Here is a 12,418-nt window from a genome sequence, read left to right as displayed (position 1 = left end):
CCGGCCGGGGCTACGCGCCCCAGGCCTCGAACTCGTAGATGCGGGCGGCCGGGTCACCGTTCTGGGTGGGCGTGGTGACCACCAGCCGGACGTAGCGGGCGGTGGTGTTCACCGGGTGGGTGGTGGTGCCGGCCGTGTTGCCGGTGACGTCGGCGACCGTCGTCCAGGGGTCGTTCGTGCCGGACCGGACCTGGATGGCGAAGTCGCGGGTGTTGAACGAGGTGCTCTCGCCGCCCGCCGAGGCGTGCTTGACCACGAACTTCGACAGCGGCTTCGCCGAACCGAGGTCCACCTCCAGCGACTTGGCCGCGGTGAGGGCGCACCACTTGTCGGCGGTCCCGCCGCTGACACTGCCGTTGACGGCCTTGGCCGGGCCCTCGTCGGCGTTGCACTGCCCCGAGGCGGTGGCCGGGCGGTTCAGCGCCAGGTTGGTGGAGGTCGGCGGGGTGCCGTTCCAGCCGACCGTGGTGGAGGCGGCGGTGGAGCGGCCGTAGGTGGTGGAGACCGCCTCGACGTCCAGCGTGGTGGCGCTCTCGCCGCCGGCCCGGTCGAGCCGCCCGACGAAGTAGGCGTCGTTGGGCGTGGCGCCGAGGAAGGTGCGGCTGCCGTCCGCGTTGCGCCGGTACACCTCGTAGTGGTGCACGTTGCCGCCGGGCGCCGCCGTCCAGGACAGCCGCAGGGACTGGCCGGAGCCGGGCGTCACGTCGGCCGCGCCGAGCACGGTGAGGCCGGCCGGTGCCGCCGGGGTCTCCACCGAGCCGTCGTAGACGGCCACTTGGCCGACCCGCAGGTCGTACCCGGGGTCGCTGCCCTCGGCCCGCAGGGCGATCTGGGCGATGGTGCGGCCCGCGTACGGGGACAGGTCGAGGCTGTGCCGCTCCCAGCCGGTACCGGAGTTGGCGCCGACGTCGATCGTGGTGAAGGTGCTCGGCGCGTCGGTGAAGGAGACGGCGGCCTTGAGCCTGGTGGGCCCGGCGGCCGGGGTCTTGACCACCAGGTCCAGCCTGGTGTTCGCGGCGACCGGCAGCTTGGTCTGGTACAGCCGTACGGTGTTGGCGGCGTCCAGCTTTCCGCTCAGCCGCAGCGAGGATCCGCCCTGGTAGGCGTCGGTGAAGTCGACGGACGGGGTGAGCCTGCTGCCGCTCGACTCCACCACCCAGCGGTAGGTGGGCGGGACGTCCTGGAGCGAGAGGTTGTTCCAGCCGCCGGTGGCGACCCGGGCGCCGGCGGCGTTGTAGAAGTCGCCCTGCCCGGTGTCGAAGTTGGTGACGAAGGGCTTGGCGGTGATCGGCGAGGACTCGGCGACGTAGCCGGCCAGGCCCGGCCAGCCCGCCGAGAGGTCGGTCCGGGACGGGTCGTTGTTCGCGCCGACCCAGTAGCGGGCGTCCTTGGCGTAGAAGTCGGCCCGGTCGGTGGCGGACTTCCAGGTCCACTCCGGGCGGTAGAGGCCGAGCGAGGTGGTGTGCGGCTTCCCGGCCGGGAAGAGGGTGTTCCAGTCCACGCCGGTGTTGTAGCCGTTGGCCTCGGTGTCGATGCCGGTGTAGAGGTCGTACTCGCTGCGGCCGAGCTGCCTGGCCAGTGTCCGGGAGGAGTTCAGCCCGCTCGCCGACCAGTTGAAGTTCAGGAACATCGAGTCCGATGTGCGCTTGGAACCTTCTTGCAGGAACGGCGAGTTGGCCGAGGTGAGGGCGTTCTGCCAGCTGACCGCGCCCGAGGTGGTCATCGCGTCGTACCACATGAAATCGGTGCCGCTCTGCGCCTTGGTGTACTGCATCAGGTTGCGCAGTTCGCCGGCCAGGGCCGAATCGCCGCCGCCGGTCTCCTGGTTGATGAACCAGCCGTCGAAGCCGTAGTACTGCGCGGCCTGGGCGAGCTTGTCGGCGACGGGGTAGCGGCTGCCGGACTTCTGGACGAAGTCCCGCACCCACTGGAGCCGGCCGCCGTACGCGCCGGGTGGGAAGAAGACCGTGCCGTAGACCTTGACGCCGTTGCGGTGGGCGGCGTCGATCACCGTCGGGTTGGGGGCGAGGATCAGGCCCTCGCCGGCCGAGCCGCCCCAGAACACCAGCTTGTCGACGTACTGCCAGTAGCCGAAGGCGTAGTAGTTCGGGTCCGCGGAGCCCTGCGAGGGGTTGTTGGAGGTCGGCCCGAAGGAGACCAGCGAGGCGATCTTCCCTTCGCCGGCGCGGGCGTTGGGGTTGGCCCGCAGTGCCGGGTCGCCGGTGCGCGGCTGGAGCGGGACGCGGGAGCGGTTGAAGCGGGCGTCCGGGTCGGTGGCCGGGTCCCAGTTCAGGATGGTGTCGGGGTACCAGTACGAGGCGAAGGGCTGGGTGCCCTGGCCGGCGGTGGCGGCGGGCGCCGCGGCCGGTATCGGGTCGGCCCATGCGGCGGGGGTGACGGTCAGCGCGGCCGTCGCGAGGGCGGCGCTGAGCAGCAGGGGGAGGCGTCGTGACATGCGGTGGCTCCGATCGAGCGGAGGAGGGTGGGGGCGGGCCCGCCGTCGTGGACGGGGGCCCGGCTGCATGTGGGCGTGCCGGTGCTGGATGGTGTGGGGCTCGGGGGCCGCACCGCTGCCCGGCTTCCTCGGCGTTCGGGTGGCGCGGCGGGGAGCGGCATGAGCAGCAGGACGAACGGCGGGACGGGCAGCGGGAGCCGGCCGTGGTGCGGTGGAGCGCGCCGAGCGGGGCCCGCTCGGCGCTGCGAGGCTAAACCGGTTCAGAACCGCTGTCAACGATGCGCGCAACAACCACGCCCGCGGGGGAACGGACGGCCTGATCACCGGCGGAACCGCCGTCCGAGGCCCCTGGCACGGCACCCGGCGGCGAGGTGGACTCCCGCACGGTCAGCCGCGGGGTCGGCATCCGCAGGTCCCGCCCCGGCCCCGCCTCGTCCAGCTCCGCCAGCAGGCTGCGCGCGACCTGCTCGCCGAGCGCGAAGGTGTCCCGGCTGAGCGCGGTCAGCGGCGGGTGGACGATCCGGGCGAGCACCGAGTCGTCGAAGGAGACGATGGACAGCTCGCCGGGCACCGTGACGCCCATCTCCCCCGCCACGCCGAGCCCCGCGACGGCCATCACGTCGCTGTCGTAGACGATCGCGGTGGGCCGCCCGGCCCGGGACAGCAGGGTCCTGGTGGCGGCCGCGCCCTCGGCGTCGCTGAAGTCGGTGGGCACCGACACCGCCTCCTCCAGCCCGAGCCGGCGGGAGGCGTCGCGCAGGGCGCGGATCCGCCGCTGGGTGTGCTGGAAGTGCGGCAGCCCGGCGAGGTGGGCGATCCTGCGGTGCCCGATCGCGGCCAGGTAGTCGACGATCGAGAGCATCGCCTCCCGGTCGTCGGCCCAGATCCGCAGCTGGTTGCCGCCCTTGCCCGGCCCGCCGAGCACCACCGCGGGCAGCCCGAGCCCGTCCAGCACCGGCAGCCGCGGGTCCCTGACCTGGAGGTCGACCACGATGAAGCCGTCCACCCGGTGCTCGGAGGCCCAGCGGCGGTAGACCTCGATCTCGGCGGCGGTGTCCTCGACCACCATCAGGTGCAGCGCGACCGATCCGGCCGAGAGCACCGCCTGGAGCCCGGAGAGCAGTTGGCTGAAGAACGGCTCGACGCCGATGGTGCGGGCCGGGCGCGCGATCACCAGCCCGACGGCGTCGGCCCTGGCTCCGCCGAGGGCGCGCGCGGCACTGTGCGGGCGCCAGTTCATCTCCTCGGCGACCCGCAGGATCCGGGCCCTGGTCGTCTCGCTGACGCCAGGGCGGCCGTTGAGCGCGAAGGACACCGCGCCCTTGGAGACACCGGCCTGGCGGGCGATGTCGGCGATCGTCGGTCTGCCCACGAAACGCGTCTCCTCTCTTGACAGCCAAGTTTAGGCGGGAGCATAGTCCCTGCCATAGCTAGACCGGTTTAGTAATTCAGGTTCAGTAATCCCCCACCACCCCCATCACCCCCGAAGCTCGGCACGATCCCCCACCCACCCTCAGGACCGGGAGACCCTCATGCGAAGAATCTGGGCGGCACTGACCACGACGGCACTCGCCACCGCCGCGCTCACCGGCTGCGGACTCGGCTCCGGCGACACCAAGGACAGCGACGCGGTCGCGAGCGCGGCCGCCACCGGCGAGGTCAAGGGCAAGGTCTCGCTCCAGACCTGGGCGCTGAAGCCGAAGTTCACCGACTACATGCAGGGCGTGATCGACGGCTTCAGGAAGAAGTACCCCGGCGTCGAGGTCGAGTGGCTCGACCAGCCCGGCGAGGGCTACTCCGACAAGGTGCTCAGCCAGGCCGCCGCCGGCAGCCTGCCCGACGTGGTCAACCTCCCGCCGGACTTCGCCTTCCCGCTGGCGAAGAAGGACGTCCTGCTGGACGTCGCCAAGGCCGATCCCAAGCTCGCCGAGGAGTACGTCTCCGGCGGGGTGGACGCCTACCGGTTCAACGGCCACCAGGGCACCTTCGGCTACCCCTGGTACCTCAACACCGATGTGAACTACTGGAGTTCCGACCTCCTGACGAAGAACGGCCTGGACCCGCAGAAGCCCCCGGCCACCCTGGACGAACTGATCGCCCAGGCCCGGGTGATGAAGGAGAAGTCCGGTGGCCAGGCCTACCTGATGAGCCGCAAGCCCGGCATCGGCGACCTGTACAACATCGGCGTGAAGATCATGTCCGACGACGGGAAGACCTTCACCTTCAACACCCCCGAGGCCGCCGCGCTGCTCGACAAGTACCGCGACGCGTTCAAGGAGGGCCTGATGCCGAACGGGGTGCTGACCGACACCTACGCCGGCAACTCCAAGCTGTTCAGCTCCGGCACCGCGGCCTGGACCACCGGCGGCGGCAACTTCATCACCAGCCTCGCCACCGACAACCCGACCCTCGCCCCGAAGGTCGTCCCGTCCACCGCGATGGGCACCCCGCCGCTGTACGTCCAGGGTCTGTCCATCCCGAAGAACACCAGGAACCCGGCCGCCGCGGTGGCCCTGGCCCGCTGGGTGACCAGCCCCGAGAACCAGGCCGCCTTCGCCCACCTGACCAGCGTCTTCCCGTCCACCAAGGCGTCCGCCGGCGACCCGTTCTTCAGCAAGAGCGACGGCACCAACGCGGGCGACGCCAAGGTGATCGCCTTCACCTCGCTCGCCAAGGCCGAGCTGATCCAGCCCGTCGCGGTGGACGACGCGATGGGCACCATCATCAAGCAGCAGTTCGCGCTGGCCATCAGCGGCGAGACCGGCTCCAAGCAGGCGCTGGACTCGGCCGTCGAGCAGTGCAACAAGCTGCTCAAGGGCTGAGCCCCGGCAGGCACGAAGGCCGCCCGGGCCTCGCCGGACCCCACGGCGCGAGGCCCGGAACCGTACGGCGCGACGCCGGAACCCACGGCATCCGGCCGGAGCCGCACGGCACCCCGCCGGACCCCCGCGACGCCCCACCCCGTACCGGCGCAGCGGCGGGCCTCCCCCGCACCCGCCGCTCCCCGGGAATCACCCGCACCACCCCTGGCCCCAGGAAGGCAACCGCATGACCCACCGGCGTTGGTTCACCCCCTGGCTGCTCGCCGGGCCCGCGATAGTCTGGCTGGCCGTCTTCAACCTGTGGCCGGCCGTCAACACGGTGATCCTGTCCTTCACCAACGCCAAGCCGCTGGGCGGCGGGCAGTTCACCGGCCTGGAGAACTACGGCCGGCTGCTGGACGACGACCAGCTCGCCGACGCCCTGCTCAACAGCATCGTGTTCATGCTGGTCTGCCTGCCCCTGCTGACCGTCCTGCCGCTGCTGATCGCCCTGCTGGTGCAGCGCAAGATCCCCGGCATCACGTTCTTCCGCACCGCGTTCTACACCCCGGTGATCGCCTCCGCCGTCGTGGTGGCGCTGATCTGGGGCTGGGTGCTGGACGACCGCGGCCTGGTCAACGGCCTGCTCGGGCAGACCGGGCTGGCCGACTCCCCGGTCCCCTTCCTGACCGACCGCTGGCTGCTGCTGTTCAGCGCGATCGCCCTGACCGTCTGGAAGGGCCTCGGCTACTACATGGTCATCTACCTGTCCGCCCTCGCCAACGTCCCGCGCGAGCTGCACGAGGCGGCGGCCGTGGACGGCGCCGGTCCGCTGCACCGGTTCCGGCACGTCACCCTGCCCGGGGTGCGCCCGACCATGATCCTCATCTCCGCGCTGATCTCGGTGAGTTCGCTGCGCGTCTTCTCCGAGCTGTACGTGCTCTCCAACGGCCTGGGCGGCCCCGGCGGACGGGACATGTCGGTGGTGATGCTGATCCAGATGTACAGCCGCGGCTTCAACGGCCACCTGGGTTACGCCTCGGCACTGAGCCTGCTGCTGTTCGTGATCACCCTCGGCCCGATGCTGTTCCTGATGCGGCTGAACCGGAAGGCGGCCTGAGCCCATGACCACCGTCCGTACGAAGGCCCCCGGGCCCACCGAACCCGCCGGGACCGCCGGAAGGGCCGGAAGGGCCGAGGCCCGCAAGGCCGGCCGGGGCTTCAACACCCCCTCCACCGCCCAGACCGTCACCCGCTACCTGCTCCTGGTACTGGTCCTGCTGCTGGTCATCGGCCCGTTCCTGTGGCAGCTGTCCACCTCCCTCAAGGGCCCCACCGAGGACGTCTACACCCGCACCCCGAGCTTCCTGCCCGAGCAGCCCACCCTGGACAACTACGGCAAGGTCGCCGACGTCATCCCGGTCTGGACCTACGCGCTCAACTCGGTGATCGTCGCCGTGGTCTGCATCACCGGCAACGTCATCGGCTGCACGCTGGCCGGCTACGCGCTCGCCCGGCTGCGCTTCCGCGGCGCCAAGCTCGTCATGGGTCTGTTCCTCGCCACCCTGATCCTGCCTGGCGAGGTCACCATCGTCTCCCAGTACGTGCTGGTGCGCGGCCTCGGCCTGGCCGACAGCCTGGCCGGCGTGGCGCTGCCGGGTTCGATCGCGATGCTCAACGTGCTGCTGATGCGCACCGCCTTCGCCGCCGTCCCGGCCGAGCTCGACCAGGCCGCCCTGGTGGACGGCGCCAACGTCTGGCAGCGGCTGTGGCACATCGGGCTGCCGAACGTGCGGGGCATGCTCAGCGTGATCGTGATCTTCACCTTCATCGGCGCCTGGGACGACTTCCTGTGGCCGCTGATCGTGCTCAACGACCCGCAGAAGTACACCCTCACCGTCGGGCTCCAGTACCTCAACGGCACCTTCTCCGCCAACCCCCGGCTGATCGCGGCCGGCACCATGATCGCCTTCCTGCCGATCGTCGTGGTGTTCGGCGTCTGCCAGCGCTTCTTCTTCAAGGGCGTCGAGGAGGGAGCCGTCAAGGGCTAGCCGTCAAGGGTCGGCCCACCGTCCGTACGCCCCAAACCCGTTGAGGAAGCCATCCGATGACCACCGCTCCGCGCTTCGGCGTCAACTACACCCCCAGCGCCGGCTGGTTCCACCACTGGCTCGACTTCGACCTCGACGCCGTGCGCGCCGACTTCGACTCCATCGCCGCCCTCGGCCTGGACCACGTGCGGGTCTTCCCGCTCTGGCCGGTCTTCCAGCCCAACCGCACCCTGATCCGCCCGCGCGCCGTCGAGCAGCTGACCGCCCTGGTGGACGCGGCCGGCGAACGCGGCCTCGACGTCGCGGTGGACGGCCTCCAGGGCCACCTGTCCAGCTTCGACTTCCTGCCGTCCTGGACCCGGACCTGGCACCGGCGCAACATCTTCACCGACCCCGAGGTGCTCGACGGCCAGGCCGCCTACCTGCGCACCCTCGCCGGGGCGCTGCGCGAGCGGCCCAACTTCCTCGGGATGACGCTCGGCAACGAGATCAACCAGTTCTCCGGCGCCCCGCACCCCGACCCGGACCGGGCCACCCCCGCCGAGGCCGAGGCCTGGCTGCGCCGGATGCTCGACGCCTGCGAGCAGGGCGCCCCCGGCGGGCTGCACCTGCACGCCTCGTACGACGCGGCCTGGTACCTGGACGAGCACCCGTTCACCCCCTGGCACTCGGCCCGGATCGGCGCCGCGACCGCCGTGCACTCCTGGGTGTTCAACGGCACCGCCCAGCGCTACGGCGCCCACTCCACCGCCACCGCGCAGCACGCCGCGTACCTGGTCGAACTGTCCAAGGCCTGGGCGGACGACCCGGCCCGCCCGGTCTGGCTGCAGGAGGTCGGCGCGCCCGCCCCGCACATCACCGCCGGGGACGCGGCACGCTTCACCGGCGACACCGTGGCGGCCGTGCTGGACTGCCCGGACCTGTGGGGCGTCACCTGGTGGTGCTCCCACGACGTCGACCGCTCGCTCGCCGACTTCCCCGAACTGGAGTACAGCCTCGGCCTGTTGACCACCGACCGGACGGTCAAGCCGGCCGGCGCCAGGCTCGCCGAGGCCGCCGCCGAGGCCCGCCGCTCCTGGCAGCCGCCGAAGCCGCGCGGCACCGCCGTGGTGGTCACCACCGGCGACGAGGTCACCTCGCCGCGGCGCTCGGTCTGCGGCCCCGGCGGCCCGGTGTACGAGGCGTTCATGCGCCTCGCCGAAGCGGGTGCCCGCCCCACCGCGGTGCTCGCCGAACACGCCGGGGACCGCGAGCACCTCGCCGCGCGCGGCATCACCGAGGTGGTCCACCCCGACGACGTACGTTCTCCCTGATCTGTCACCCAGCACGCAACGGAGCCCGCTGACATGCACGATGACCGCACCCTGGTCGAGTCCCGCCTCAAGCGCGTCCTGGACGAGCGCATCCGTCCGGCCGTGTACCCCGAGTCCGTCCCGCTGGAGGTCGGCATCTGGACGGCTCCGGGCGAGCCCGTCCCGGTCGCCGAGGGCCTGGCCGCCCCGCGCACCCCGATCGCGGTGGGCGACGCCTGGGGCGCGCCCTGGGGCACCAGCTGGATCACCGTGACCGGCACCGTGCCGCAGGACTGGGCCGGGCGCACCGTCGAGGCGCTGATCGACCTCGGCTTCGACGCCAACATGCCGGGCTTCCAGTGCGAGGGCCTGGTCTACCGGCCGGACGGCTCCCCGGTGAAGGGCCTCAACCCGCAGAACCAGTGGGTGCGGATCGCCGCCCCCGCGGCCGGCGGCGAGCAGGTGCTGCTGCACGTCGAGGCCGCCTCCAATCCCGTCATCCTGGACTACCACCCCTTCCTGCCCACCGAGTTGGGCGACAAGGAGACGGCCGGCGACCAGCCGCAGTACAAGCTGGCCCGGATGGACCTCGCCGTCTTCGACGAGACGGTCTGGCGGCTGGTGATGGACCTGGAGGTGCTCGGCGAGCTGATGGCCGAGCTGCCGGTGGAGGGCGCCCGCCGCTGGGACGTCCTGCGCGCGGTCGAGCGCTGCCTCGACGCGGTCGACCTCCAGGACGTCAACGGCACCGCGGCCGCCGCCCGTTCACAGCTCGAAGCGGTGCTGGCCGCGCCCGCCGTGCCGTCCGCGCACCGGATCAGCGCGATCGGTCACGCCCACATCGACTCGGCCTGGCTCTGGCCGCTGCGCGAGACCGTCCGCAAGGTGGCCCGCACCACCGCCAACATGACCGCGCTGCTGGAGGACGAGCCGGAGTTCCGCTTCACCATGTCCCAGGCCCAGCAGTTCGCCTGGATCAAGGAGCACCGCCCCGAGGTGTACGCCCGGGTGCGGAAGGCGGTGGCCGAGGGCCGGTTCGTCCCGGCCGGCGGCATGTGGGTCGAGTCCGACACCAACATGCCGAGTTCGGAGGCGATGGCCCGGCAGTTCGTCCACGGCAAGCGGTTCTTCCTGGACGAGTTCGGGGTGGAGAACCACGAGGCCTGGCTGCCGGACACCTTCGGCTTCACCGGCGGCCTGCCGCAGATCATCCGCAACGCGGGCTCCAAGTGGCTGCTCACCCAGAAGATCTCGTGGAGCCAGGTGAACCGGTTCCCGCACCACACCTTCCTCTGGGAGGGCATCGACGGGACCAGGATCTTCACCCACTTCCCGCCGGTGGACACCTACAACTGCTCGATGAAGGGCAGCGAGATCGCCCACGCGGCGAGGAACTTCAAGGACAAGGGCGTCGCCCGGCACTCGCTCGCCCCGACCGGCTGGGGCGACGGCGGCGGCGGCACGACCCGCGAGATGGTCGCCAAGGCGGCCCGGATGAAGGACCTGGAAGGCTCGGCCACCGTCCGCTGGGAGAACCCCGCCGACTTCTTCGCCAAGGCCGAGGCCGAGTACCCGAACCCGCCGGTCTGGGTCGGCGAGCTCTACCTGGAGCTGCACCGCGCCACCCTGACCAGCCAGGCCAAGACCAAGCAGGGCAACCGGCGCAGCGAGAACCTGCTGCGTGAGGCCGAACTCTGGTGCGCCACCGCCGCGTTGCGCACCGGCGCGGCCTACCCGTACGAGCAGCTGGACCGGATCTGGAAGACCGTGCTGCTGCACCAGTTCCACGACATCCTGCCCGGCTCCTCCATCGCCTGGGTGCACCGTGAGGCCGAGGCCACGTACGCGGCGCTCGCCGGGGAGCTGGAGGGGCTGATCGGCGCGGCCCAGCAGGCGCTGGCCGGGGCCGCCTCGGGCGGGCGCGAGCTGGTGTTCAACGCGGCGCCGCACGCCCGCTCGGCGGTGCCGGCCGGCGGGGCCGCCCCGCTCGGCACGCCGGACGGCGCCTGCGAGGCCGTCGAACGGCCCGAGGGCGGCTTCACGCTGCGCAACGGCCTGCTGGAGGTGGTCGTGGACGCGGACGGCCTGATCGCCTCGGCGGTCGAGCTCGCGACCGGCCGGGAGACCGTCGCCCCCGGCAGCCGGGCCAACCTGCTCCAGCTGCACCCCGACTTCCCCAACATGTGGGACGCCTGGGACGTGGACCAGTTCTACCGCAACACCGTCACCGACCTGACCGGCGTGGACTCGCTCACCGCCACCGTCTCCGCCACCGCGGCCACGGTGCGGATCGCCCGCTCCTTCGGCTCCTCCGCCGTCGTCCAGACCCTCACCCTGCCGGCGGGCGAGCAGCGCCTGGACATCGGCACCGAGGTCGACTGGCACGAGACCGAGAAGTTCCTCAAGGCCGCGTTCCCGCTGGACATCCACACCGAGCGCTACGCCGCCGAGACCCAGTTCGGCCACCTCTACCGGCCCACCCACACCAACACCAGCTGGGACGCCGCCAAGTTCGAGGCCTGCAACCACCGCTTCGTCCACCTCGACGAGCCCGGCTGGGGCGTCGCCCTGGTCACCGCCTCGACCTACGGCCACGACGTCACCCGCGCGGTGCGTGCCGACGACGGCGGCACCACCACCACGGTCCGCTTCTCGCTGCTGCGCGCCCCGCGCTTCCCCGACCCGAAGACCGACCAGGGCCTGCACCGCTTCCGGCACGCCCTGGTGCCGGGCGCCGCGATCGGCGACGCCGTCCGCGAGGGCTACCGGATCGGCCTGCCCGAGCGGACGGTCACCGGCACCGCCGAGCACGTCGCGCCGCTGGTGGAGCTGGACGACGACGCCCTGGTGGTGAGCGCCGTCAAGCTCGCCGACGACCGCAGCGGGGACCTGATCGTCCGGGTCTACGAGGCCGGCGGCGGCCGCGCCAGGGGCCGGCTGACCACCTCCTTCCCGCTGGCCGGCGCCGTCCCCTGCGACCTGCTGGAGCGGCCCTGGGACGGCACCCGCGGCGAGGTGACGGTCGAGGACGGCGCGGTGCGCCTCGCGCTGCGCCCGTTCGAGCTGGTCACGCTCCGGCTCAGCGCGGCCCGCTGACCGGCCGCTCCACGTACGCTGTTCGGCGCCTCGGCCCCCGCGGCCGGGGCGCCACCCTCCATCGACCCTCCTGGAGCCCACCGTGCCCGTCACCCCGCTGTTCGCCGCCCTCGACATCGGCGGCACCAAGATCGCCGGGGCACTGGTCGACGCCGACGGACGGCTGCGGCACCGGCTCCAGCTGCCCACACCGGCCACCGAGCCGGGCCCGGCCGTGCTCGCCGTGGTGCACCAGGTGCTGGACCGGCTCGCCGGGACGGCCGACTGGGCCGCCGTGACGGCCGTCGGGATCGGCAGCGCCGGTCCCGTCGACCTCGCGGGCGGCACCGTCAGCCCGGTCAACATCCCCGGCTGGCGCGACTTCCCGCTGGCCGCCGCGGTCGCCGCCCACCCGACGGTGGCAGCCCGCACCCTGCCCGTCCGCCTCGCCGGCGACGGGGTGGCGATGGCCGCCGCCGAGCACTGGCAGGGCGCGGCCCGGGGCGCCGACCAAGCGCTCTGCCTGGTGGTGTCGACCGGCGTCGGCGCCGGACTGGTGCTCGACGGCGCGGTGCGGCCGGGCCCCAGCGGCAACGCCGGCCACCTCGGCCACATCACCGTCGACCTGGACGGCGAGCCCTGCCCGTGCGGCTCCCGCGGCTGCCTGGAGGGCCTCGCCAGCGGCACCGCGATCGCCCGCCGGGCCCTCGCCCGGGGCTGGCAGCCGGTGGACGGCGACCGGAC

The 12,418-nt window shown here is 72.3% G+C and carries 8 protein-coding genes; 6 read left to right on the top strand and 2 right to left on the bottom strand.

Annotation, left to right across the window (positions count from 1 at the left end):
* Positions 1-10: 10 nt before the first annotated feature.
* Both BU198_RS28440 and BU198_RS28435 read right to left on the bottom strand, forming a co-directional pair.
* Positions 11-2,455 carry an endo-beta-N-acetylglucosaminidase gene (locus BU198_RS28440; protein WP_188299727.1) on the bottom strand — a complete coding sequence of 815 codons (2,445 nt, stop codon included), beginning with the start codon at positions 2,453-2,455 and terminating at the stop codon, positions 11-13.
* A gap of 250 nt (positions 2,456-2,705) precedes the next feature.
* Positions 2,706-3,827, bottom strand: coding sequence for a LacI family DNA-binding transcriptional regulator (locus BU198_RS28435; RefSeq protein ID WP_188299726.1), 1,122 nt, complete (start codon positions 3,825-3,827; stop codon positions 2,706-2,708).
* Positions 3,828-3,987: 160 nt separating this feature from the next.
* Here BU198_RS28435 and BU198_RS28430 point away from each other — a divergent pair, with 160 nt between their 5' ends.
* The 6 genes from BU198_RS28430 to BU198_RS28405 all read left to right on the top strand — a co-directional run.
* Entirely contained in the window at positions 3,988-5,277 is a 1,290-nt protein-coding gene (locus BU198_RS28430; protein ID WP_188299725.1) for an ABC transporter substrate-binding protein, read from the top strand.
* 226 nt (positions 5,278-5,503) lie between these two features.
* A complete protein-coding gene (locus BU198_RS28425; protein WP_188299724.1) occupies positions 5,504-6,376 on the top strand; it encodes a carbohydrate ABC transporter permease in 873 nt (290 codons plus the stop codon).
* 4 nt (positions 6,377-6,380) lie between these two features.
* Positions 6,381-7,307: a carbohydrate ABC transporter permease gene (locus tag BU198_RS28420; protein WP_188299723.1), complete on the top strand. Its 927-nt coding sequence runs from the start codon at positions 6,381-6,383 to the stop codon at positions 7,305-7,307.
* Positions 7,308-7,363: 56 nt separating this feature from the next.
* A complete protein-coding gene (locus tag BU198_RS28415) occupies positions 7,364-8,620 on the top strand; it encodes a glycoside hydrolase 5 family protein (protein ID WP_188299722.1) in 1,257 nt (418 codons plus the stop codon).
* A 33-nt stretch (positions 8,621-8,653) separates the two neighbouring features.
* Positions 8,654-11,695 carry an alpha-mannosidase gene (locus BU198_RS28410; protein ID WP_188299721.1) on the top strand — a complete coding sequence of 1,014 codons (3,042 nt, stop codon included), beginning with the start codon at positions 8,654-8,656 and terminating at the stop codon, positions 11,693-11,695.
* A gap of 82 nt (positions 11,696-11,777) precedes the next feature.
* The coding region (locus tag BU198_RS28405; protein ID WP_188299720.1) for an ROK family protein at positions 11,778-12,418 on the top strand (641 nt) is incomplete at its 3' end.

This window comes from Streptomyces sp. CBMA156, from assembly GCF_014596515.1.
Taxonomy (GTDB): domain Bacteria; phylum Actinomycetota; class Actinomycetes; order Streptomycetales; family Streptomycetaceae; genus Kitasatospora.
Note: the sequence above shows the minus strand (reverse complement) of the source record. Positions and strands in the feature narration are given on the sequence as shown.

Coding starts and splice junctions, on each gene's coding strand:
- BU198_RS28410 (WP_188299721.1), top strand. CDS start 8,654: ATGCACGATGACCGCACCCTGGTCGAGTCCCGCCTCAAGCGCGTCCTG.
- BU198_RS28425 (WP_188299724.1), top strand. CDS start 5,504: ATGACCCACCGGCGTTGGTTCACCCCCTGGCTGCTCGCCGGGCCCGCG.
- BU198_RS28415 (WP_188299722.1), top strand. CDS start 7,364: ATGACCACCGCTCCGCGCTTCGGCGTCAACTACACCCCCAGCGCCGGC.
- BU198_RS28420 (WP_188299723.1), top strand. CDS start 6,381: ATGACCACCGTCCGTACGAAGGCCCCCGGGCCCACCGAACCCGCCGGG.
- BU198_RS28430 (WP_188299725.1), top strand. CDS start 3,988: ATGCGAAGAATCTGGGCGGCACTGACCACGACGGCACTCGCCACCGCC.
- BU198_RS28440 (WP_188299727.1), bottom strand. CDS start 2,455: ATGTCACGACGCCTCCCCCTGCTGCTCAGCGCCGCCCTCGCGACGGCC.